Genomic DNA, 21,454 nt, shown 5'->3' on the forward strand with positions numbered 1-21,454 from the left:
CACACCTCTGCGTGGGGGCCCCTGTTGGGGACCGCTGCGGCACCGTCGGCGGCTACTCGGAGCGTCCGGTGACCTCACCCGTGCGGCCCCCATCGCCGTTCTCGTCGGCCGGGTCCACCTGACGTGCGGTCGGATCGGGCTTGGCCTTGGGTTTGGGCCCGGCCGGACGTGGCACCGGTCGCTGCGTCTGCTGCACCTGATCGGCCAACTCGTCGATCACCAGGGAATCCTTGGCCACCAGGCCGGCCCGGTAGGCGGTGCGGGCGACCATGTGGGTCGAGACCGGGACGGTCAGGAACTGGAAGGCGATGATCAGGATGCCCATGGTGACCGCGGGCACTTCCCGAATCGAGAGGGTCGCACCGACCACCAGGAACAGCAGCCCGAGGGTTTGTGGTTTGGCACCGGCGTGCATCCGGGTGACCACGTCGGGGAATCGCAGCAACCCGACCGCGGCGCCCAACGACAACACCGAGCCGAGGAAGAGGAAGATGGCGCCGATCAGGTCGAGGATCTCTCCGGTCATCCCTGCTCCCCCCGTTCCTCGATCTTGGGCGACGGGTGACGGGTGGCCGGGTCCCTGTCGCGGTCACCGACGAAGCGGGCCATGCCCACCGCCCCGGCGAAGCCGACCAGCGACAGCACCACCATCACCGGGTAGGTGGTCGAGTGTTTGTGCACCGCGGCCTCGATCGCCAGGCCGGCGATCACCACGCCCACCATCACATCGCTGGCGATGATCCGGTCGAGGTTGGACGGGCCGCGGCTGAGTCGGATCAGCGTCAGCAGGGCTGCGGTCAACAGCACCAGGCCGGCCAGCACGATGAACACGACGGTGGCGATCTGGATGGCGCTCACCAGGTCACCTCCTCACCCCGGCGTTCGGCGCGCACCTTCTGGTAGTGCTCCTTCGAGCCCAGGAAGTGCAGCACCCGCGCCTCGGCGTCGCGCACCCGCTCGCGAACCTCGTCGAGGGCTTCGGGATCGTTGGGCACGTCCAGGTTGTGCACGTACAGCACCGGGGTGGCACGGGTGGCCTCGAGCACGATCGAACCGGGTACCAGGCAGACCAGTTCGGCGGTCTGGGTCTGGATCAGGTCGGACTGCACCCGCATCGGCACCCGGATCACGGCGTTCTTGAAGTCCATCCTCGGCCGGAAGACCAGCATCAGCACCGCGATCGAAGCGACGACCAGGTCCCACAGGAAGCGCAGGAACATCAGGAACCACCAGTGCGGACGGAAGGTGCCGCGGAAGTTGATCGGGGTCATCGGGAAGGTGACCGCGACCAGCACGGCGACGACCAGCCCGAGGATCGCCAGCGGGATGTTGAAGGTGCCCCACAACAACATCCACACCAGCAGGGCGACGCCGGCGTTCAACCATGACAACCGGCTCTGCCGGACTCGATCGGGACTCATCTGATGCCCTCCGGAAGGATGGCCTGCACGTAATGGCCGGCGTAGGTGTCGGATGCGGCGCGGGTGGTGAACCCGTACAGCGGGCCGGCGACGACCGACAGGGCGATGCCGATCCCGACCAGGGCGGCGGCGGTGACCACCATGCCCCGGGGCATCCGTCGGCCCCGGGCCCGCGCCGAGGCGCCGGGACGTCCGGCGACCTGGTCGGGCACCCCTCGCCAGAAGGCTCGGTTCCACACCTTGGCGACCGCGAACAGGGTCAGCAGGCTGGTCAGCATGGAGGCGGCCACCAGGGCATAGGCGAGCAGGGTGCCGGTTTCGACACCGGCGCGCAGCAGCCCGAGTTTGCCGATGAAACCCGAGAACGGTGGGATGCCGGCCAGGTTCATCGCCGGGACGAAGAACAGCACGCCCAGGATCGGTGACATCGCCGCCAGCCCGCCCAATTCGTTCAGCGAGGTCGAGCCGCCGCGTCGTTCGATCAGACCGGTGACCAGGAAGAGCGTGGTCTGGATGGTGATGTGGTGGGCGGTGTAGAAGATCGCACCGGCCAGCCCGGCCTCGGTGGCCAGGGACACCCCGAAGAGCATGTAGCCGATGTGGCTGACCAGGGTGAACGACAGCATTCGTTTGATCTCCGACTGGGCGACCGCACCCAGGATGCCGACCAGCATGGTCAGCAGCGACAGCACCATCAGCGGTTCGCTCAGCGAGCGGTCGGGGAAGATCACGGTCTGGGTGCGGATGATCGCGTACACCCCGACCTTGGTCAGCAGGCCGGCGAACACCGCGGTGACCGGTGCCGGGGCGGTCGGGTAGGAGTCGGGCAGCCAGGCCGACAGCGGAAAGACCGCGGCCTTGATGCCGAACACGGTCAGCAGCAGCAGTTGGATGATGGTCTGCACGGTGCCGGGCAGTTCGGCGACCCGCACCGCCAGCAGGGCGATGTTGACCGTGCCGGTGGCGGCATAGGTGACCGCGATCGTGACCAGGAACAGCAGCGACGACAGCAGGTTCACCACCAGGTAGGTGGTGCCGGCCCGCACCCGGTCGGAGGTGCCGCCGAGGGTGAGCAGCACGTAGGAGGCGAACAGCAACATCTCGAAGCCGACGAAGAGGTTGAACAGGTCGCCGGTGAGGAAGGCGTTCGACACCCCGGCCGAGAGGATCAGGAAGGTCGGGTGGTAGATCGACAGCGGTGTTTCGCGGCGGCGTTCGTCCTGGTCCTGACCCATCGAGAACAGCAGCACGATCAGGGCCACCACGGTGGAGACCAGCAGCATCAGGGAGCTGAGCCGGTCGGCGACCATCACGATGCCGACCGGCTCGGGCCAGGAGCCGAGCCAGATCTTCTGGGCACCGTATTGGTCGGTGTGCCAGGCGAGCACGGCGGCGATCAGCACGGTGAGGCCGAGGATGCCGGTCGACACGAACCGCTGGGCCCGGGCGCGGCGGCCCATTGCCAGGGTCAGGCCGGCGCCGAGCAGCGGCAGCAGTACCGGCAGCGGAATCAGGTTGTTGATCATGCGCCCACCTCCTCGGCCGGGTCCTTGCCGGGTACTTCGTCGGGGGTTCCGTCACCGGATTCGTCGAAGGACTCGGAGGCCTCGTCGGCCTCGGCCAGGCGACGGATCTGGGCGTCCTCGACGTCGTCCTGTACCTCGTCGTGGCCGTGCAACTGGAAGCTGCGGTAGGCCATGGTCAGCATGAAGGCGGTGGACGCCAGGGTGATCACGATCGCGGTCAGCACCATCGCCATCGGCAGCGAGTCGGACATCTCGTCGGGCTCGAACAGACCGATCAACGGGGCTCGTCCGGCCGGGCCGGCGGCGACCAGGTACAGCACGTTGACCCCGTTCGACATCAGCAGCACGCCGACCAGGATTCGGGTCAGGGAGCGTTCCAGCAGCAGGTAGGCGCCGGTGGCGATCAGCACCGAGGCCACCACGACGAGGGTGAAGTTCACAACCATCAGGGCGCCTCCGAGAACGTTCGGGGCCGGCGCAACCGGGTGACGGTGGGCCGTCCGCTGCGGCTGCCGCGGGCACCGGAGCGGGGGGAGGGTGCCCGGTCCTCCTCCTCGTGCACGTCGATGCCCGAGCCCAGCGAGCGGGCGATGTCGAGCATCAGCCCGAGCACGATCAGGAAGACGCCGATGTCGAAGAACATCGAGGTGACCAGGTGGATATCACCCATCAGGTCGACCGGCCCCCACGGGGTGGGTACCTGGGACAGGTAGGGGATGTGGATGTTGACCTCATAGCTCTGCAGGATGCGTCCGCCGATCGCGACCGGCCACACCGCCGACAGGGTGGCCAGGATCATGCCGCCACCGAGCACCCGGCCGGCATCGACCGGGGCGGCCTCCTCCAGTTCGTGTCGTCCGCCGGCCAGGTAGCGGATCATGATGCCCATGCCGGCGATCAGGCCACCGGCGAAACCGCCGCCGGGATGGTTGTGTCCGGCCAGCAGCAGGTAGACCGCGACGATCATCATCACCGGGAACATCAACCGGGTCATCACCTCCAGTACCACGGTGCGTTGCTGGGGTGACAGGGTGACCCCGCCGCGCAGCCAGGCCTGGCCCTCATCGGGGGCGGTGAGCCGGCGCACCCGGGTCTGCCGGGAGAACCGGGCCCGGATGAAGATCAGTGAGGCCACCCCGGTGGCGGCGGCCAGCAGCACGCTGATCTCGCCGAGGGTGTCCCAGGCTCGGGTGTCGACCAGCACCACGTTGACGATGTTGCGTCCGTAGCCGAAGCGGTAGGCCGATTCGGTCAGACTGTCGGACGGGGGCACGGCCCGTCGGGCGGAGGCGGCCAACATGGTGGCACCGGCGACGGTCGCCCCGACCAGCACCGACAGGGCCCAGCGCCACCAGCGGGAGGAATGCAGCGGACGGTCGGTGAAGTACTTGGGCAGTTTGCGCACCACCAGCACGAAGACCACGATCGAGACGGTTTCGACCAGGGCCTGGGTGAGTGCCAGGTCGGGGGCGCCGTGCAGCAGGAACAACACCGAGACCCCGAAGCCGGTGACCCCGACCAGGATCACCGCCTTGAGTCGTCCGCGGGAACTGGCGGCCAGGAAGGCGGCGATCACGATCACCAGCCCGACCATGGCCTGGGCGATGTTGTCCCACCACACGACCTTGTCGGGCAGGGCCGGGCTGGTCAGCACCACCCCGCCGGTGAACAGCACCAGCACCACCATGATGGTGCCGAGGTAGATCGGCAGGGAGCCCCGCTGGGCGCGCGCGGTCACCTCGACCGAGGCCCGGTCCAGGCCGCGCATCACGTGCCCGTAGGCCTCCTGCGCGGTCAGGATCTCCGGGAAGGTCTCCTGCAGGCGGGCGAAGGCGAGCCGCCAGCGGAACATCATCGCGCCGAGGATCCAGCACAGCAGTGACAGCAGCAGCGGCACGGTGAAGCCGCCGTGCCACAGCGCCAACCCGTGCGGATGGTGTCCGACGCTGAACAGGTCGACGAAGCCACTGAAGGCGCGGGTCAGGTGCGGGCCGAAGAAGCCGAGCACCAGACCGGCCAGGGCCAAAACGACCGGCGAGGAGCCGAACACCGGGCCGACCCGGGCGACCTCGGTGCGTCCCGAGACCCGGGACTTGTCGGCGAAGGCACCCCACAGGAATCGCAGCGTGTAGGCGACGGTCAGTACCGAGCCGAGCACCAGGGCCACCATCAGCAGCACCGCGGGGCCGGGCAGGATGCTGGTGCCGTCGCCCTGTTCGGTGATCAGGTACAGCACCGATTCGAAGGCCGATTCCTTGGCGATGAAACCGAGCAGCGGTGGGAATCCGGCCATCGAGGCGCCGGCCAGGATGGCGGCGACGGCAATCACCGGAATCTTGCGACCCACGCCGCTGAGTTCGTTCAGGTCGCGGGTGCCGGTGCTGTGGTCGACCACGCCGACGACCAGGAAGAGGGCCGATTTGAACAGGGCGTGGGACACCAGCAGCGCCAGCCCGGCCAGTGCCGCCGAGGCGGTGCCGAGGCCGTTGAGGACGGTGAGGAAGCCGAGTTGGCTGACCGTGCCGAAGGCGAGCAGCAGTTTGATGTCGTTCTGGCGCAGGGCCTGCCAGCCGCCGATGATCATCGTCACCGCTCCGAGCAGCAGCACCGTGGGTCGCCAGACCGGGTTGCCGGCGGCGACCGGGGCCAGCACCGCGATCAGGTAGATGCCGGCTTTGACCATCGCCGCGGCGTGCAGGTAGGCCGACACCGGGGTGGGTGCGGCCATCGCTCCGGGCAACCAGAAGTGGAACGGGATCTGGGCCGATTTGGTGATCGCCCCGAGCAGCAGCAGGGCCACCGCGACGGTGACCAGGGGGCCGTCCAGCCCGGCCTCGAGAACGGTCGCCAGGCTGAAACTCCCGGCCTTGTCGGCCAGGATCAGGATGCCGACCAGCATCGCCAGGCCACCGAAGGTGGTGACGATCAGGGCCGTCATCGCGGCGCCGCGGTTGGCCGCCCGCAACGGGTTGTGGCCGACCAGCAGGTAGCTGAAGACGGTGGTGAGTTCCCAGAAGATGTACAGCGCGATCAGGTCGTCGCTGGTGACCAGGCCGAGCATGGCGCCGGCGAAACCGACCAACAGGCCGGCGACCCGGGCCTGGGGTGGGTCATGGGCGAAGTAGCTGCGGCAGTAGAACAGCACGATCGCACCGATCACGGTGACGACCAGGCCGAGCACCCACTGCAACAGGCCGATCCGGAAGGTGAATCCGACCCCGAGGGTGGGAATCCATTCGAACCCTTCGACGATCACCCCACCGGCCAACACGGCGGGCCCGTGGACGATCAACCAGATCGCGGCGGCCAGCGGGATCAGTGCGAAGAAGAAGAATCCTCGCTGGCCCACGATCCGCATCACCAAGGGCGACAGGGTCGCCAGGACGAAGAACGCTGCCAGCAGCCAAATCACGAGCGTGCTTCCTCGGCGCGGATCAGGTGTTCAGCTCGGGGAACCAGATACCGATCTCGCGCTCGGCGGATTCGGCCGAATCCGAGCCGTGCACGAGATTCTCCCGCTTGGAGGCGGACAGGTCCCCCCGGATGGTGCCGGGCGCGGCCTGGACGCCGTCGGTCGCACCGTTGATGGTGCGCACGATCTCGATCACCGACTCACCGCTGAGCACCGCGGCCACCAGGGGCCCGGAGCAGATGAAATCGCGCAGCGGCGGGTAGAAGTCCTTCTCGACGTGCTCGGCATAATGCGCGTCGGCCATCTCGGTGGTGCACTGCACCATCCGCATGGCCTCCACCGTCAGGCCCTTGTACTCATAGCGGGCGAGAATCTCACCGATCAGGCCGCGGCGTACCGCGTCGGGCTTCAACAGGATCAGGGTCTTCTCGGTGGTGCTCATGGCACGTACCTTAGCCGTCCTCGTCGCCGCTTTCGTCACTGCTCATGATCGCTTCGGATTCGAGGCGTTTGCCCAGAATGAAGCAGGTCAGCCACAGGCCCCCGAAAACGACCGCCATCACCCACATCGCCGGGGTGAGAAAACCGGTGGCCACCAGGGCGATCTGGGTCAACCAGCCGACCAGGTACCCGGGGGCGCCCCGACGCAGCGTTCCGGCACCGATGATCGCCAACAGCGCCACCACCCCGGCCGAGATTCCGGCCAGCACCGGGGACACGTCGGACACCTGCACCATCACCGCGACGGCAAGCCCGACCACGATCGCCTCGAAGGCCAGAATGGCGACCAGCACCTTGGTCATCGGATTGCCGGTGATCAGGGACACCTTGGCGCCCAGCCCGTTCATCGGTCCATCCCCTCGCCGAAACCATGGCCGTTGACGTGATCGTCGGAAAGTTGCTCCTCGAAGGCCCGGCGCAACGCTTCGTCGAAGGCCGCATCGGGGTCGTGCGGGGCGCCGACCTCGAGCTCGACCGGCTCGGCCGGTGTCGGTTCGTCGCCGACCAGCAGGGTGCGGGCCTGTCCGACCGCGATCACCGAACCGGTAACCAGCACCCCGGGTTGACCACCCGAACCGGCGAGGGCCTCGGCGCGGGCGGTGGCCAGTTCGATCGCATCGTCGAGGCGTTCGGCCCGGTGCACCCGGGTGGCGCCGAAGATGCCCTCGGCCTGTTCGGCAAGGTCGTCCACCGGCATCGCCCGGTCGGTGCCGGCGACCCGGGTGATCACCACTTCGGTGGCCACCTCGTCCCAGACCCGCAGCATCTCGTCGGCGTCCTTGTCACGCATTACCGCGAAGACCAGCACCAGCGGGTCGGGGCTGAAGGCTTCGGTGAGGGCTTCGGCGGCGGCCCGGGCACCGTGCGGGTTGTGGGCGGCGTCCAGCACGATCGACGGCGAGCGGCGCACCAGTTCGAGCCGGCCCGGGGAACGAACCTCGTCCAAGCCATCCTGGATCACCTGCGGGTCGAGCCCGGTCTCGCCCAGGAAGGCCTCCACCGCCGCCACCGCCAGGGCGGCGTTGTGGGCCTGATGGGCGCCGTGCAGGGGTAGGTGCAGTTCACCGACCGGCCCGTCGTGGGCGTCGATCCGGATCACCTGTCCGCCCACCGCCAGGGTGCGGTCGAGGACGGCGAAGTCAACCCCCTCGGTGATCACCTTCGCGCCGACTTCGGCGCAGCGGCGCAGCAGGGCTTTGGCCACCTCGGGTTCCTGCCCGGCGAGCACCGCGCAGGCACCTTCCTTGATGATGCCGGCCTTCTCCTCGGCGATCGCGACCACGTCGTCGCCGAGCAGGTGGGTGTGGTCCAGCGAGATCGGGGTGAGCACCGCCACCTGGGCGTCGGCCACATTGGTGGCGTCCCAGCGGCCACCCAGGCCGACCTCGACGATCGCCACGTCGACCGGGGCGTCGGCGAAGGCGGCGAAGGCGAGCCCGGTCATCACCTCGAAGAAGGTCATCGGCACGCCGTCGAGGCGTTGCTCGTCCACCATCTGCACCATCGGGGCGACCTGTTCCCACAGGTCGGCGAAGTCCTGTTTGCCGATCGGTTGGCCGTCGATGCTGATCCGCTCGGTCAGATCGCTCAGGTGCGGGCTGCTGAACCGGCCGGTGCGCAGCCCGACCGATCGCAGCAGGGCGTCGATGATGGCCCCGGTCGATCCCTTGCCGTTGGTGCCGGTCAGGTGAATCACCGGGGTGGCGTGCTGCGGGTCGCCGAGCAGGCCGCACAACGCCGAGATGCGTGTCAGGCTGGGGGCGACCCGGTTTTCCGGCCAGCGCCCGGTCAACTCGGCGACCAGGCGGGCGTGCTGTTCAATTTCGCTGGACATCGCCGCAGAGTGTACGCGCTCGGCGCCACTATGATCTGTGCTCATGAGTGCCGAGCAGACATCAGCGACCTCCGTTCCGACGACCAACCGCGAGGTTCGGGTACCGGATCGGCCGGTCGTGGACGGCTTGGAGGACAAATGGGGCCCGAAATGGGTGGCGGAGAAGACCTTCGCCTTCCAACGTCCCACCTCACGCGACGAGGTGTTCAGCATCGACACTCCCCCGCCGACGGTGTCGGGTTCGCTGCACGTGGGGCACGTGTTCAGCTACACCCACACCGACTGCATCGCCCGCTACCAGCGGATGCGTGGCAAGCAGGTTTTCTACCCCCTGGGCTGGGACGACAACGGCCTGCCGACCGAACGTCGGGTGCAGAACTACTACGGGGTGCGCTGTGAGCCGTCGGTGCCCTACGACCCGGATTTCACCCCGCCGGCCAAGCCCGACCCGAAGCGTCCGGTGCCGATCTCGCGGCGCAACTTCGTCGAGTTGTGCCATGAGTTGACCCTGACCGATGAGCGGGTGTTCGAGGAGATGTGGCAGCGGGTCGGGCTGTCGGTCGACTGGGAGCACCTGTACACCACGATCAGCACCGACACCCAGCGGGTGAGCCAACTGGCCTTCGTCCGCAATGCCGCCCGCGGTGAGGCCTACCTGTCGGAGGCCCCCACGATGTGGGACGTCACCTACCAGACCGCGGTCGCCCAGGCCGAGATGGAAGCCCGCGACTACCCCGGCCACTACCACCGGGTCGCCTTCCACAAGCCGGACGGCGAACCGGTGTACATCGAGACCACCCGCCCGGAATTGCTGGCCGCCTGTGCCGCGCTGATCGCCCACCCCGACGACGAGCGCTACCAGCACCTGTTCGGCACCACGGTGACCACCCCGGTGTTCGGGGTGGAGATTCCGGTGTTGGCCCATCAGGCCGCCGAGATGGACAAGGGCGCCGGCATCGCGATGTGCTGCACCTTCGGTGACCTGACCGACGTGATCTGGTGGCGCGAACTGCAGTTGCCGACCCGTACGATCATCGGTCGCGACGGCCGGATTCTGCGCGAGACCCCCGACTGGTTGACCAACCCGGAGCCCTATGGCGAGTTGGCCGGCAAGACGACCTTCTCGGCCCGGGAGGCGATGGTCGGCCTGTTGCGCGATTCCGGCGATCTGGACGGTGAGCCCGAGCCGACCCAGCGCAAGGCGAACTTCTACGAGCGCGGTGACAAGCCGCTGGAAATCGTGTCGACCCGCCAGTGGTACATCACCAACGGCGGCCGCGATGACGACCTCAAGCAGGCCCTGTTGGCCCGAGGTGAACAACTGGCCTGGGTGCCCGAGCACATGCGGCACCGCTACGCCAACTGGGTGCAGGGTCTCAACGGTGACTGGCTGATCTCGCGGCAGCGGTTCTTCGGGGTGCCTTTCCCGGTGTGGTACCCGCTGGACGCCGACGGGGAGCCGAACTACGGCGAGCCGATCATCGCCAGCGAGGACGCCCTGCCGGTCGACCCGTCCACCGATTGCCCGCCGGGCTACACCGAATCGCAACGTGGTCAAGCCGGGGGGTTCATCGGCGACCCCGATGTGTTGGACACCTGGGCGACCTCGTCGCTGTCGCCGCTGATTCCGACCGGGTGGGAGCGCGATGAGGAACTGTTCGCACTGACCTTCCCGATGGACATCGCCCCGCAGGCGCACGACATCATCCGCACCTGGTTGTTCTCGCGGGTGGTGCGCTCACACTTCGAGTTCGACACCCTGCCGTGGCAGCGGGCGACGATTTCGGGCTTCGTGGTCGACCCCGACCGCAAGAAGATGTCGAAGTCGAAGGGGAATGTGGTGGTGCCCACCGAGATCCTCGACAAGTTCGGTGCCGATGCGGTGCGCTGGCGGGCCGCGATGGCCCGTCCGGGAACCGATTCGCCCTTTGACGAGACCCAGATGAAGGTCGGACGCCGGCTCGCCACCAAGGTGCTGAACGCCTCGAAGTTCGTGCTGAGCTACGGCGCGGGCGGGTCGCTGGGTGATGTCACCGAGGCCGCCGACCTGGCGATGCTTGCGCAGTTGCGCGAGGTGATCACCGAATGCACCGCGGCCTTCGACGCCTTCGACTACTCGTCGGCCCTGGAAGCGGCCGAGAAGTTCTTCTGGACTTTCTGCGACGACTACCTCGAACTGGTGAAGGAACGGGCGTACGGGGCGGCGGGTGAGGCCGGTGCCGCCTCGGCGGTGGCCGCGTTGACCACGGCCCTGTCGGTGCAGTTGCGACTGTTCGCCCCGATCATGCCCTTCGTCACCGAAGAGGTGTGGTCGTGGTGGCAGGACGGCTCGGTGCACCTGGCCGCCTGGCCGACCGTGGACGAGATCGAGGTCGGGGACAATCCCGAGTTGCTCGATCTGGTCTCCGAGGCGCTGATCGCGATTCGTGGTGCGAAGTCGTCGGCGAAGGTGTCGATGAAGACCGAGGTGCTGCGGGCGGAGTTCCGTGGCGCGGCCGCGGAGTTGGAGCAGCTTCGCCTGGTCGAGGCCGATCTGCGGGCCGTGGGCCGGGTGACCGGTGAGGTCGTGTGGACCGAGGCCGACGGCGACCTCGAGGTGAACGTGGAGTTGGCCCCACCGGCGACGAACTGAGTTCTCGGCGGCGGTTCCCCGGTTCGGAAGGATCGGGGAGCCGTCGTCGTTTGGGATCCGGGGACGGGTCCCGGTTGCTCGGAGTGCTCAGCCTTCGAGTTCGCGGCGGCGCTTGTCCTCGACCTTCAGCCGCTTCTCGGCGCCGGCCTGCCAGCGCCCGATCAACGACACCACGACGCCGATACCGACGCCCAGCATCGGCCAGATCGGCCAGTAGTAGTAGAAGCCGCCGGACAGCGAGGTGGCGAGCCAGACCACGTTGGTGATCGCCGCGACCACCAGCCAGCTCCCGAGCCCGGCGCCGACGGCGATGTCGAACCCTCGCTCGACCTTGCTGCGCGGTGCGACCTGTTTGGCGCTGGGACGGCCGGCCAGCCACACGTCCTGCACCAGTGGGGTGATTTCACCCAGGGTGCGCAGGCTCAGTGCCTTGTCGAGGCGGTTCTGGTATTCCTCGGGGTCGAGGCGTCCTTCGGCGAAGGCGTCGGCCAAGATCTCGGAGACGAGATTGCGGTCGGTGTCCGAGGCCCGCAGCTCCAAGTTCTTCGCCTTGCGGGGGTCGGCGGTGAACTCACTCCAACTGCTGGGAGTGCCACCGCTGCGCGCCAAATCGCTCATGAGGCTCATTGTGCCTCAGGTGGGGTGACCATTTCGACGTCCGCACGCCGCACCGTCCGAGCTGGGACGTACCTGGTGGGTCAGGCGCTCTTCTCGCGCTTGGCCAGTTGCTGGCGGGTCATCAGTTGTGGGGCCTCACCATCGGTGACCGTTGCCCCGGTGATCACCACCTGCACGACGTCCTCATCACTGGGCACGTCATACATCACATCGAGCAGTGCCTCTTCGAGGATCGCGCGCAGTCCCCGGGCGCCGGTGCCGCGGGCCAGGGCCAGGTCGGCGATCGCATCGACCGCGTCATCGGCGAAGACCAGGTCGACCCCGTCGAGTTCGAACAGCTTGCGGAACTGTTTGATCAGCGCGTTCTTCGGCTCGATCAGAATCCGGACGAGGGCTTCCTTGTCGAGCGGGGTGACCGAGGAGATCATCGGCAGGCGGCCGATGAACTCGGGAATCAGCCCGAACTTGTGCAGGTCCTCGGGCCGCACCTCCGAGTAGGGATCGTCGCTGGGGGCGCGGCGGGCGACGTCCTCGTTGTTGAAGCCCAGCGGCCGCTTGCCGACCCGGTCGTTGATGATGTGTTCCAGGCCGGCGAAGGCGCCACCGACGATGAACAGCACGTTGGTGGTGTCGATCTGGATGAAGTCCTGATGCGGATGCTTGCGGCCACCCTGGGGCGGCACCGAGGCGGTGGTGCCCTCGAGAATCTTCAACAGCGCCTGCTGCACACCCTCACCGGAGACGTCGCGGGTGATCGAGGGGTTCTCGCTCTTGCGGGCGACCTTGTCGATCTCATCGATGTAGATGATGCCGGTCTCGGCCTTCTTCACATCGAAGTCGGCGGCCTGAATCAGCTTCAGCAGGATGTTCTCGACGTCCTCGCCGACATAACCGGCCTCGGTCAGTGCGGTGGCATCGGCCATCGCGAAGGGAACGTTCAGCAACCGGGCCAGGGTCTGAGCCAGATAGGTCTTGCCACAGCCGGTCGGGCCGATCAGCAGAATGTTCGACTTGCCGAGTTCGACGCCCTCTTCGTCCGCGGCCCGGCGGGCCGGGGTGGCCGCCTGGGCCTGAACCCGCTTGTAGTGGTTGTAGACCGCCACCGACAGGGCCTTCTTGGCCGCGTCCTGGCCGATCACATAGGCGTCGAGGAAGTCACGGATCTGGCGGGGCTTGGGGAGCTCCTCGAGCAAACCGACATCGGAGGCTTCGGAGAACTCCTCCTCGATGATCTCGTTGCACAGATCGATGCACTCGTCGCAGATGTAGACCTGCGGGCCGGCGATCAGCTTCTTGACCTGCTTCTGACTCTTGCCGCAGAACGAACACTTCAGCAGATCGCTGCTCTCACCAATGCGTGCCATCGGTGCTCCCCTCCTTCCACCGATCCGGTGCTCCTCCCCACACTAACCCGCGAAGGGCCGTTGGGGAGGCACCTTTTCCGGTCGGGTCAGTTGGCGTCCTTCAACGACATCAGAATGTCGTCGATAATGCCGTACTCCTTGGCCTCTTCGGCCGTCAGGTACTTGTCGCGTTCGATATCGCGGCTGATCGACTCGGCCGGCTGGCCGGTGTCCTCGGCCAGCATGTTCTCCATCAGTTCCCGGATCCGCAGGATCTCGCGAGCCTGGATCTCCAGGTCGGAGGACTGTCCGTAACCGCCCTCGGTGGCCGGCTGGTGGATCAGGATCCGAGAGTTCGGCAGGGCGAGGCGCTTGCCCTTGGTGCCGGCCGCCAGGATCACCGCGGCCGCCGAGGCGGCCTGCCCCAGGCACACGGTCTGCACATCGGGCTTGATGTAGCGCATCGTGTCGTAGATCGCGGTCAGCGCGGTGAACGAGCCACCCGGGGAGTTGATGTAGATGCTGATCTGACGCTCGGCATCCATCGACTGCAGGCACAGCAACTGGGCCATCACGGCGTTGGCGATCTCATCGGTGATCGGGGTGCCGAGGAAGATGATCCGGTCTTCGAACAGCTTGGTGTACGGGTCGACCCGGCGCACACCGTAGGAGGTGCGCTCCTCCCACTGCGGAATGTAGTAGTTCATGTCCGGCGACAGCGGCGGCTGCGCCGGGGTGGAGTCCAAGCCGGCGGTGGGCAGCAGGAAAGAAGGATTGGTGTTGATCATGGGTATCTGCCTCACTGGTTCGGGGCGTCGGAGGTGATCTGCGCGGCCCGTTCGTAGACGTGGTCGATGAAGCCGTACTCCAAGGCCTGCTCGGCGGTGAACCAGCGGTCACGGTCGGAGTCGGCTTCGACCTGCTCGACGGTCTGCCCGGTGTGCTCGGCGATCAGCGCGGCCATCGTCTTCTTGATGTGCAGCGACTGTTCGGCCTGAATCCGGATGTCGGAGGCGGTACCGCCCAGCCCACCCGAGGGCTGGTGCATCATGATCCGGCTGTGCGGCAGCGCGAAGCGCTTGCCCTTGGTGCCGGCACTCAACAGGAACTGCCCCATCGACGCCGCCAGGCCCATCGCCACGGTGGCGACGTCATTGCTGATCCACTGCATGGTGTCGTAGATGGCCATGCCGGAGTCGACCGAGCCGCCCGGGGAGTTGATGTAGAGGTAGATGTCCTTGTCCGGGTCCTCGGCATTCAACAGCAGCATCTGGGCACAGATGGCGTTCGCGTTCTCATCGCGCACCTCCGAACCCAGGAAGATGATGCGGTTGGCCAGCAGCGCCTGATACACGTTGTCGGTCATACCGATACCGGTCGGGGTCGTGGCCGCGGCACGGGGCAAAGCGGGTACTGAACTGTTCACGCCTACGAACTTACTGCCCAGCACCGTCATTCCGAACAGTCGGGGCCGCGTGTTCGCTGTCGGCGCAGCCCCTGCGAAGCACGTGGCGCCGCCCCCGATGGATGAAAACTACCCCTACCGGGAGGTATGCGTCGCTGTAGCGCCGGGTGCCTGCCCCTGGGGGTAGTTTTCATCCATCACCGGCCCGGCACAGCAAAACGGCCGCGCCCACAGGGCACGGCCGTTCGGCGAATCGGGGTCGGTCACTCCTCGTCGGAGGCCTCTTCCTCGGCTTCGGCGGCTTCTTCGGCGGCCGGGTCGGCGATGCTGCCGTCGCCGCGCAGGTTGGCGAGGTCGACCTCGTTGCCGTCGCTGTCGGTGACGGTCGCCTGCTCCACAACCCAGGCCAGGGCCTTGCCACGACGGATCTCACCCATCCACTCTGGCAGGTGGTTGTGCTCCATCATGTGCTGCATTTCCTGCTCCGGGGTGGTGCCGGACTGCTGGGCCTTGCGGAAGATGTGCGCGGTCAGGTCCTCCTGCTCCACACCGACTTCCTCGGCGTCGGCCACGTGGTCGAGCAGGATCTGGGCCTGCAGGGCCTGGGTGGCGCGCTTGGCGACGTCGGCGCGGAACTCCTCCTCGGTCTCGGCTTCCTCGTCGGAGGCCTCGAGGTACTTCGCCAGGGTGGTGCCGGCGGCCTGCAACTGCTGGTCGATCTGGCTGTTGCGGGTCTCGATCTCTTCGGCGAGCAGCTTCTCGGGCAGATCGATCGGAGCCTCTTCGAGGATCTTCTCCAGCACCAGGTCACGGGCGCGGGCGGCCTGTTCCAGGCGGCCGTTGCGCTCCAGGCCGGCACGCAGGTCGGCGGTCATCTCCTCGACGGTGTCGAACTCCGACACCATCTGGGCGAACTCGTCGTCCAGTTCGGGCAGTTCCTGCTCCTGCACCTTGGTGACGGTGACGTGGATGTCGGCCTCGGTGCCCATGTCGGGGCCACCCACCAGGGTGGAGGTGAAGTCGTTGGACTCCCCCGCGCTCAGGCCGGTCAACGCCTCATCGAGGCCGTCGAGCATGCCGCCGGCGCCGACCCGGTAGGTCAGCCCCTCGGCCTGGGCCTCGTCGAGGTCCTCGCCGTCCTTGGTGGCCTTCAGGTCGATGGTCACCACGTCGCCGTCGGCGGCGGCGCGGTCGACATCGTTGAGGGTCGCGAAGCGCTGACGCAGCACGTCGAGCTGCTCCTCGAGGTCGCTGTCGGAGACCTCGACGGCGGGCACCTCGACCGAGATCTTGCTCAGATCGGGCAGCGTCACCTCGGGACGGACGTCCACCTCGGCGGTGAACTCGACCAGTTCGCCGTCCTCGAGCTTGGTGATGTCCACCTCGGGCTGACCCATCGGCTTGAGGTCGTTCTCGTCCACGGCCTTGCCGTAGAGCTCGGGCAGCGCATCGTTGATGGCTTCCTGCAGCACCACGCCGCGGCCGAAGCGCTGGTCGATGACCGGCGGCGGCACCTTGCCCTTGCGGAATCCGGGGATGTTGATCTGCTGGGCGATCTCCCGATATGCCTTGTCCAGGTTGGGCTTCAGGTCGCTGAAGGGCACCTCGACGGTGATCTTGACCCGCGTGGGGCTGAGCTGTTCGACGGTGGTGGGCAAGGGATGACTCCTGAACGATCGAATATTTTGGGCGTGGGTGAGCCTCGGACCCAGTCCAGCGCAGCGGCCATCCTAACGTGACACCATTACCGCGCACCAACTCCGGCAAACACCGAACAGCCCCGCCACACCTAGGATGGGGCGATGGTGTCCACCACCCCACCACCACGGGAGCCCTCCGGGAACCGCGACCGCGACGAACAAGGTCGGCCGCGGCAGGCCCGACCCCGAGACGAACTGGGTCGCCCCCTCCCCTACGGCGCCCAGGGTGTGCCACCGGTGCCCGAGGATCCACTGCCCCCGGACGAGACCCTCGCCCTGGCCCGAAGCCTGCTCGACGAGGGACGGCCCTTCTCGGCCCACGAGGTACTGGAGGCCCGGTGGAAGGCCTGCCCGCCCGAGGAACGAAGCCTGTGGCAGGGGCTGGCGCAGTTGTGTGTGGCGATCACCCATGCCGCCCGGGGAAACCGCGCCGGTGCCGATCGGCTGCTGGAACGCGGTGCGGCGCAGGTGACCGAGTATCAGCACGGCGAAGGTCCCCGCTACGGGTTGGACCTGGTCGAGGTGATCGCCTGTGCCCGACGCCACGTTGCGCAAACCGCCGAAGAGTGATCGGCCGAGATGACCCGAGCCCACAACGACCCGACCACGGGTGGAAAATGAACCCATGCAACTCAACGACGCAGTTCTGACGAGAATCGCCGGCCTCGTCACCCAGACCCTCAGCAGTACCGACTTGCCGGCCGCACGACTTTCCAGCACCTTCGGCGAGTACTCGAGTGTGCGACGGTGTGTGGGGCTGGACACCGAGGGCCAGGCCCGCCCGTTCGAGCTCGGTGACGACGCCGAGGACGACCTGGACGATCTTCTCGACGAGTTGAGTGATTCGGTCGAGGAAGAAGCCTGGGCCCTGGAGTTAACCGTCGACCGGGAGGGTGGCTGGAGTGCCGTGGCCGCCGCCGACGTTCCCGAGCGGGTGCGCCTGCGTCCGGTGAGCTTCTCGCACCAGCCGGTCGAGCTGCCCGCGATCACGCGGGACGAAGAGGCCACCCTGGCGGAACTGTGGCAGGCCGGAGCAGCGGACTTCGAGACGGTTCCCGGGGCCGCTGACGACGAACTTGCCGGGCTGGCCGAAACGATCGGGCAGCCGGTTCCACCACAGTTGGCGGCCCTGTTGCGCCTGACCAACGGCGCCGTGCTGGTCGACGATGCCGATGAGGACGAGGAGTTCGACGAGGAGGCGGGAGCCAACTCCCTGCTGGGTGGCCTGCACCTGATGTCGACCGACGAAATCGCCGACGAATACCGGCAGTGGCGGCAAGCGGCGGAGGAAGGCCACCACATGGGGGTCGCCTACGACCTCGGGGAAACCGGCCTCACCCAACTTCGGCTGGCGCATCCGGGGTGGATTCCGTTCGCGCAGGATTACGCCGGCAACCACCTCGCGATCGACACCGTCCCCGGCCCGGCCGGCACTCCCGGTCAGGTGATCGAGTTCGGCAGCGACAGCGACGACGGGCCCTTCGTCCACGCTGCTTCGCTGATCGACTACCTGGCCGGCCGGCGTCGGTCCTGGCCCGAAGACCTTGAACTCGACGTGATGGTGTCGGCCGATGAGTCCGGCCCACTCGAGGCGGAGCAGGTTCCGCCCGCGATCCAGTCGCTTCGGCTGTTCGGCCACAGCCGGGTCGAAGGACGAAGCGTTGCCCGCGCCACCAACCTCAAGTTGCTCCTGATCAAGGACGCCCATGAGGTCGACTTGACCGGCCTCACCGCCCTGCCGCTGCAGGAAATCAGGTTGCTGGACCTGCCCGAGGTCGACCTCACGCCGCTGGCCGGACACCCGACCCTGCGTCTGGTCACCCTGGAACGCATCGACCGGATCCGAGGAGGCGAGACCCTCGCCTCATTGCCTGCCTTGGAGGAGCTGTGCCTCGAGGGCGCCACGCCCGATGAGGTACTCACCGCAGCCGGCGCGAACCAGCACCTCCACGTTGTCGAGTTGGGTCGGTTCGGCGACCTTCCGCTCACCGAGAAGGTGCGCCTGATCGACGTGCTGCGCGGCGGCGAACCGACGACGATCATCACCGCCTCGGCCGAGAAGGAGTGACCCTGCGCAGCACCGGCTTCACAACGAGTTGGGCTGCACGATGAGCCGGGCGTTGGTCGGGGCGACAGTATTGAGTCGGGGCGACAGGACTCGAACCTGCGATCTCCTGCTCCCAAAGCAGGCGCGCTAGCCACTACGCTACGCCCCGTCGTACCGCACTCGGGCGGCCAACCAGTGGCACAGCTTACACCGGTACGGCCCGACGCGACACGTGAACAACAGCGACCGTGCCCCCTGGCCGCTTCACCACACCTTTGGAAGCTTTTATCCTTCCAAAGCTCCCTCAGGAGGCCTGCTTCAACTCCTGGGATGGGGAGTGGCCGTAGCGGTCGCGGTACTGAGCGGCGAACCTGCCCAGATGGCTGAATCCGGCGGCCGAGGCGATGCCGGTGATGGTGTCGTCCGGGCCGGCCTCGCGCAGCAGGGCATGTGCCCGTTCCAGGCGCAGTTTCAGCAGGTACTCCCGCGGGGTGCAGCCGTACTCGGCCAGCATCGTGGCCTGCAGATGCCGCACCGAGATCGCCACTCCCCGGGCCCATTCGGTGACCCGGACGGGCTTGGTGAAGTTCTCCGCCGCCCATTCCGCGGCGCGTCGGGCATGTTGACGGCCCGGCTCGCCTGCATCGGTGACGTCCAGCACATCTTGCGGCTGCTGCAGTTCGAGCAGCATCGCGGTGAGCAGGGTCTGTCCCAGCGAATGCCGCAACGCCTCGGGCGGATCGGGGGTCAGCGCGAGGCTGGCCGCGACGTACTGCCAGGCCAGGTCGACCTGCCCCTTCACCGCGGCCGTGGACGGGCCCGGTTTGAACCTCAGCCGAGCCGTTTCGTTGCCCACCAACTGGGTGAGCTGCTGCTGCAGGGCCGTGGCGTGCGTGGTCACCACCACGGCCCCGCGCTCGGGACTGGGCTCCATCACCGTGCGGTTGTCGGGATCCAGCAGGAACCCTTCCCGCATGGTCTTCGCCCTGCTCCGGCCGACCTCGACCCGCATCGGGCCGATCGGGATGGTCCAGCAGACCTGTTCGTCGGTCGCCTGGGCCACCACCCGGATCGGTGCCCCGTACTTGATGAAGGCGAGCTTGGCCGACCCCAGGGCAATCCCGGTGACCAGCCCGGAGACCCGTCCCGTCTTCGGTTCCAACACATGGGGCACGGCGAAATCGGCCATCCGGTTGCGCAACTCGGTGACCTGGGCAGTGGCATGCAGTTCCTGCCCCAGGTCGGGATATTCCGTCACGATTTCGCCGTCCATGGGTTACTCCGCCGCCGGACGGGGTGCGCGCAGCCCCTTGGCCTCGAGTCGGGGCAGCACTTCCTGGGCGAAGTACTCCAACTCGCCGATGTAGTCAACGAAGGCCATGGTGATGCCGCCGAAGCCGGCATTGGCCAGGGCCTCGATGCCGTCGGCCACGTCATCGGGAGTACCGATCAGCGGGCAGGTGCCGTGTCCGGCGGCGAATCGGCCGCGGAACATCTCCAGCATCTCCTTGGTGAACGACTTCGCGTGCATGCCCTGCAGACGCATCAGGTTGTCCACCGCGTCCTCGTCGGCGTTCTCCACCGAGTAGTAGTGCAAGAAGTCCTCGGCCTCCTGCTTGGTGGGCCGGCAGACCACATGGGTGGGGGTGAGCACGCCGGCCTCACGGCCCAGCGCGGCTGCGTCCGACTTGACCTTCTTGACCACCTCGGCACCATCCTCCGGGCCGACCACGATCGTGAACACGAAGTCGGCGTTGCGCGCAGCATAGTCCCGTCCCTGGGTGGACGAGCCGGCGTTCAGAATCGGCAGGCGCCCGGCGGCCGGCTTGGGCACCGACTCGATACCGCGCAGGTTCCACCATTCGCTGGGCAGGTCGTAACGACCCTCCTTGCTCCACAGGGTGGTGACGACGTCGATCCACTCCTGGCTGCGCGCATAGCGGGCATCGTGGTCGGTCGGCAGGTCGACGCCCATCGCCCGGTACTCCGGCTCGTTCCAGCCGGCCACCACGTTGAGGCCGATCCGCCCCGGGGCCATCTGGTCGATGGTGGCCAACTGCTTGGCGGTCACCGCGGGGTGATTGAAGGCGGTGTGGATCGTGGTGAAGGCGGTGAGGCGCTTGGTGTTGTTCACGATGCCGGTGGCCCACGGAACCGGTTCGAGCACCGATTCGTGGAAGTTGGTGTCACCGCCGTAGCCGATCCAGCGCGCGATCGGCAGCATGAAGTCCAGCCCCACCTCGTCGGCCAGCTTCGCCAGGGCGAGGTTGGAGGCCCAGGAAGCGTCCCACCGCTCCGGAATGGTCGTGACCGCCAAGCCGCCGGAGCAGTTGGCCGAGAACAGGCCCAGTCGGAAATCCTGGGTGTCGAGAATGGGAATGCTCATGGTTTTCATCCTTTTCGGTCGATGAGTTGGGGTTCCAGGAAGTGCGAGATCTTGCCCCCGTGGAACAGCAGTGGCGTGGTCTGGTCGCCCGACTGGATGTCGAGCACCTCCCCGATCAGGTAGGTGTGGTCACCGGCCGGATGCCGGTCGACCACGCGACAGATCACCCGCAGATGGGCGCTGTCGAGCAGCGGCGTGCCGCCGGGGCCGGAGGTCCATTCGAGTTCGTCGAACTTGTCACCGCCCCGGGTACTGAAGCGCTTGACCAGGTCTTCCTGATGAATACCCAGCACGTGCACGGCGTAGTGTTCGGCGGCCAGCCATTCGTCGTAACGCGTGGACGCGACGTCGACGCACCAGGCGACCAGGGGTGGGGCGATCGACACCGCGTGAAAGCTGTTCGCAGCCTTGCCCAGCGGGACGCCGGCACGATCCATCGCGGTGATGACCGTGACCCCGGTGGCCCACCTGGCCAGGTGATTTCGAAGTTCTTTGGCTTCCATGCATACCTCCTGTCGAAATAGTGTGACGACAGTCACGGAGCTGTGATATCCACTACGCGCAACCGGGTGTCCCCAAGGCGAACCAGTGCGAAAAGGTTTCCCGAACCTCGAAACGACAACCACTGC

At 67.2% G+C, this 21,454-nt stretch carries 20 protein-coding genes and 1 tRNA gene; 3 read left to right on the forward strand and 18 right to left on the reverse strand.

Annotated elements, in window-relative coordinates; genetic code table 11:
* Positions 1 to 52 precede the first annotated feature (52 nt).
* Genes mnhG through ACR4XW_RS14450 form a run of 9 tightly spaced genes read right to left on the reverse strand, consistent with a single transcriptional unit; the run spans position 53 to position 8,682 of the window.
* Entirely contained in the window at positions 53 to 526 is a 474-nt protein-coding gene (gene mnhG, locus ACR4XW_RS14410; protein ID WP_434761266.1) for a monovalent cation/H(+) antiporter subunit G, read from the reverse strand.
* Positions 523 to 858 carry an MrpF/PhaF family protein gene (locus ACR4XW_RS14415; RefSeq protein ID WP_434761267.1) on the reverse strand — a complete coding sequence of 112 codons (336 nt, stop codon included), beginning with the start codon at positions 856 to 858 and terminating at the stop codon, positions 523 to 525. Before ACR4XW_RS14415 ends, mnhG begins: the two co-directional genes overlap by 4 nt.
* A complete protein-coding gene (locus ACR4XW_RS14420) occupies positions 855 to 1,421 on the reverse strand; it encodes a Na+/H+ antiporter subunit E (RefSeq protein WP_434761268.1) in 567 nt (188 codons plus the stop codon). The genes ACR4XW_RS14415 and ACR4XW_RS14420 overlap by 4 nt, the downstream gene beginning before the upstream one ends.
* Positions 1,418 to 2,947, reverse strand: a complete 1,530-nt coding sequence (locus ACR4XW_RS14425) for a Na+/H+ antiporter subunit D (protein ID WP_434761269.1) — start codon at positions 2,945 to 2,947, stop codon at positions 1,418 to 1,420. Before ACR4XW_RS14425 ends, ACR4XW_RS14420 begins: the two co-directional genes overlap by 4 nt.
* Entirely contained in the window at positions 2,944 to 3,393 is a 450-nt protein-coding gene (locus tag ACR4XW_RS14430) for a Na(+)/H(+) antiporter subunit C (protein WP_434761270.1), read from the reverse strand. The genes ACR4XW_RS14425 and ACR4XW_RS14430 overlap by 4 nt, the downstream gene beginning before the upstream one ends.
* Positions 3,393 to 6,359, reverse strand: coding sequence for a Na+/H+ antiporter subunit A (locus tag ACR4XW_RS14435; protein WP_434761271.1), 2,967 nt, complete (start codon positions 6,357 to 6,359; stop codon positions 3,393 to 3,395). The genes ACR4XW_RS14430 and ACR4XW_RS14435 overlap by 1 nt, the downstream gene beginning before the upstream one ends.
* A 22-nt stretch (positions 6,360 to 6,381) precedes the next feature.
* On the reverse strand, positions 6,382 to 6,801 hold the full coding sequence (gene ndk, locus ACR4XW_RS14440) for a nucleoside-diphosphate kinase (protein WP_434761272.1): 420 nt from the start codon (positions 6,799 to 6,801) through the stop codon (positions 6,382 to 6,384).
* Between the two features lie 10 nt (positions 6,802 to 6,811).
* Positions 6,812 to 7,207, reverse strand: coding sequence for a DUF4233 domain-containing protein (locus ACR4XW_RS14445; protein ID WP_434761273.1), 396 nt, complete (start codon positions 7,205 to 7,207; stop codon positions 6,812 to 6,814).
* On the reverse strand, positions 7,204 to 8,682 hold the full coding sequence (locus ACR4XW_RS14450; RefSeq protein ID WP_434761411.1) for a bifunctional folylpolyglutamate synthase/dihydrofolate synthase: 1,479 nt from the start codon (positions 8,680 to 8,682) through the stop codon (positions 7,204 to 7,206). The genes ACR4XW_RS14445 and ACR4XW_RS14450 overlap by 4 nt, the downstream gene beginning before the upstream one ends.
* Positions 8,683 to 8,737: 55 nt before the next feature.
* Here ACR4XW_RS14450 and valS point away from each other — a divergent pair, with 55 nt between their 5' ends.
* Entirely contained in the window at positions 8,738 to 11,326 is a 2,589-nt protein-coding gene (gene valS / locus ACR4XW_RS14455; RefSeq protein WP_434761274.1) for a valine--tRNA ligase, read from the forward strand.
* A gap of 87 nt (positions 11,327 to 11,413) precedes the next feature.
* Here valS and ACR4XW_RS14460 read toward each other — a convergent pair whose 3' ends face one another.
* The 5 genes from ACR4XW_RS14460 to tig all read right to left on the reverse strand — a co-directional run bounded on the left by ACR4XW_RS14460 (position 11,414) and on the right by tig (position 16,350).
* Entirely contained in the window at positions 11,414 to 11,944 is a 531-nt protein-coding gene (locus ACR4XW_RS14460; RefSeq protein ID WP_434761275.1) for a DUF1707 domain-containing protein, read from the reverse strand.
* Between the two features lie 80 nt (positions 11,945 to 12,024).
* Entirely contained in the window at positions 12,025 to 13,308 is a 1,284-nt protein-coding gene (gene clpX / locus ACR4XW_RS14465) for an ATP-dependent Clp protease ATP-binding subunit ClpX (RefSeq protein WP_434761276.1), read from the reverse strand.
* Positions 13,309 to 13,394: 86 nt separating this feature from the next.
* Entirely contained in the window at positions 13,395 to 13,994 is a 600-nt protein-coding gene (locus tag ACR4XW_RS14470; protein WP_434761412.1) for an ATP-dependent Clp protease proteolytic subunit, read from the reverse strand.
* A gap of 92 nt (positions 13,995 to 14,086) precedes the next feature.
* Entirely contained in the window at positions 14,087 to 14,653 is a 567-nt protein-coding gene (locus ACR4XW_RS14475) for an ATP-dependent Clp protease proteolytic subunit (RefSeq protein ID WP_434761277.1), read from the reverse strand.
* Positions 14,654 to 14,955: 302 nt separating this feature from the next.
* Entirely contained in the window at positions 14,956 to 16,350 is a 1,395-nt protein-coding gene (tig, locus tag ACR4XW_RS14480) for a trigger factor (RefSeq protein ID WP_434761278.1), read from the reverse strand.
* A 144-nt stretch (positions 16,351 to 16,494) separates the two neighbouring features.
* On the opposite strand from tig, the gene ACR4XW_RS14485 reads away from it, so the two are divergent.
* Together ACR4XW_RS14485 and ACR4XW_RS14490 are read left to right on the forward strand one after the other, a co-directional pair.
* Positions 16,495 to 16,962, forward strand: coding sequence for a DUF309 domain-containing protein (locus ACR4XW_RS14485; protein ID WP_434761279.1), 468 nt, complete (start codon positions 16,495 to 16,497; stop codon positions 16,960 to 16,962).
* A 55-nt stretch (positions 16,963 to 17,017) separates the two neighbouring features.
* On the forward strand, positions 17,018 to 18,460 hold the full coding sequence (locus ACR4XW_RS14490; protein ID WP_434761280.1) for an SMI1/KNR4 family protein: 1,443 nt from the start codon (positions 17,018 to 17,020) through the stop codon (positions 18,458 to 18,460).
* Between the two features lie 75 nt (positions 18,461 to 18,535).
* Here the strand turns inward: ACR4XW_RS14490 and ACR4XW_RS14495 are convergent.
* From ACR4XW_RS14495 to ACR4XW_RS14510, 4 genes are all read right to left on the reverse strand, one after another.
* A tRNA-Pro gene (locus ACR4XW_RS14495) sits at positions 18,536 to 18,608 on the reverse strand.
* A 135-nt stretch (positions 18,609 to 18,743) separates the two neighbouring features.
* Positions 18,744 to 19,712 (reverse strand): AraC family transcriptional regulator, encoded by a 969-nt coding sequence (locus tag ACR4XW_RS14500; protein WP_434761281.1) that lies wholly within the window; start codon positions 19,710 to 19,712, stop codon positions 18,744 to 18,746.
* Between the two features lie 3 nt (positions 19,713 to 19,715).
* The gene (locus ACR4XW_RS14505) at positions 19,716 to 20,825 is read right to left on the reverse strand and encodes an LLM class flavin-dependent oxidoreductase (RefSeq protein WP_434761282.1); all 1,110 of its coding nucleotides are present in this window, start codon (positions 20,823 to 20,825) and stop codon (positions 19,716 to 19,718) included.
* 5 nt (positions 20,826 to 20,830) lie between these two features.
* Positions 20,831 to 21,328, reverse strand: coding sequence for a flavin reductase family protein (locus ACR4XW_RS14510; RefSeq protein WP_434761283.1), 498 nt, complete (start codon positions 21,326 to 21,328; stop codon positions 20,831 to 20,833).
* Between the last annotated feature and the right edge of the window lie 126 nt (positions 21,329 to 21,454).

It is taken from the genome of Pseudenemella bisphenolivorans (assembly GCF_051133435.1).
GTDB lineage: Bacteria > Actinomycetota > Actinomycetes > Propionibacteriales > Propionibacteriaceae > JAAYAO01.

Coding starts and splice junctions, on each gene's coding strand:
- mnhG (WP_434761266.1), bottom strand. CDS start 526: ATGACCGGAGAGATCCTCGACCTGATCGGCGCCATCTTCCTCTTCCTC.
- ACR4XW_RS14420 (WP_434761268.1), bottom strand. CDS start 1,421: ATGAGTCCCGATCGAGTCCGGCAGAGCCGGTTGTCATGGTTGAACGCC.
- ACR4XW_RS14425 (WP_434761269.1), bottom strand. CDS start 2,947: ATGATCAACAACCTGATTCCGCTGCCGGTACTGCTGCCGCTGCTCGGC.
- ACR4XW_RS14430 (WP_434761270.1), bottom strand. CDS start 3,393: ATGGTTGTGAACTTCACCCTCGTCGTGGTGGCCTCGGTGCTGATCGCC.
- ndk (WP_434761272.1), bottom strand. CDS start 6,801: ATGAGCACCACCGAGAAGACCCTGATCCTGTTGAAGCCCGACGCGGTA.
- ACR4XW_RS14445 (WP_434761273.1), bottom strand. CDS start 7,207: ATGAACGGGCTGGGCGCCAAGGTGTCCCTGATCACCGGCAATCCGATG.
- valS (WP_434761274.1), top strand. CDS start 8,738: ATGAGTGCCGAGCAGACATCAGCGACCTCCGTTCCGACGACCAACCGC.
- ACR4XW_RS14460 (WP_434761275.1), bottom strand. CDS start 11,944: ATGAGCGATTTGGCGCGCAGCGGTGGCACTCCCAGCAGTTGGAGTGAG.
- clpX (WP_434761276.1), bottom strand. CDS start 13,308: ATGGCACGCATTGGTGAGAGCAGCGATCTGCTGAAGTGTTCGTTCTGC.
- ACR4XW_RS14470 (WP_434761412.1), bottom strand. CDS start 13,994: ATGAACTACTACATTCCGCAGTGGGAGGAGCGCACCTCCTACGGTGTG.
- ACR4XW_RS14475 (WP_434761277.1), bottom strand. CDS start 14,653: ATGACCGACAACGTGTATCAGGCGCTGCTGGCCAACCGCATCATCTTC.
- ACR4XW_RS14485 (WP_434761279.1), top strand. CDS start 16,495: ATGGTGTCCACCACCCCACCACCACGGGAGCCCTCCGGGAACCGCGAC.
- ACR4XW_RS14490 (WP_434761280.1), top strand. CDS start 17,018: ATGCAACTCAACGACGCAGTTCTGACGAGAATCGCCGGCCTCGTCACC.
- ACR4XW_RS14500 (WP_434761281.1), bottom strand. CDS start 19,712: ATGGACGGCGAAATCGTGACGGAATATCCCGACCTGGGGCAGGAACTG.
- ACR4XW_RS14505 (WP_434761282.1), bottom strand. CDS start 20,825: ATGAGCATTCCCATTCTCGACACCCAGGATTTCCGACTGGGCCTGTTC.
- ACR4XW_RS14510 (WP_434761283.1), bottom strand. CDS start 21,328: ATGGAAGCCAAAGAACTTCGAAATCACCTGGCCAGGTGGGCCACCGGG.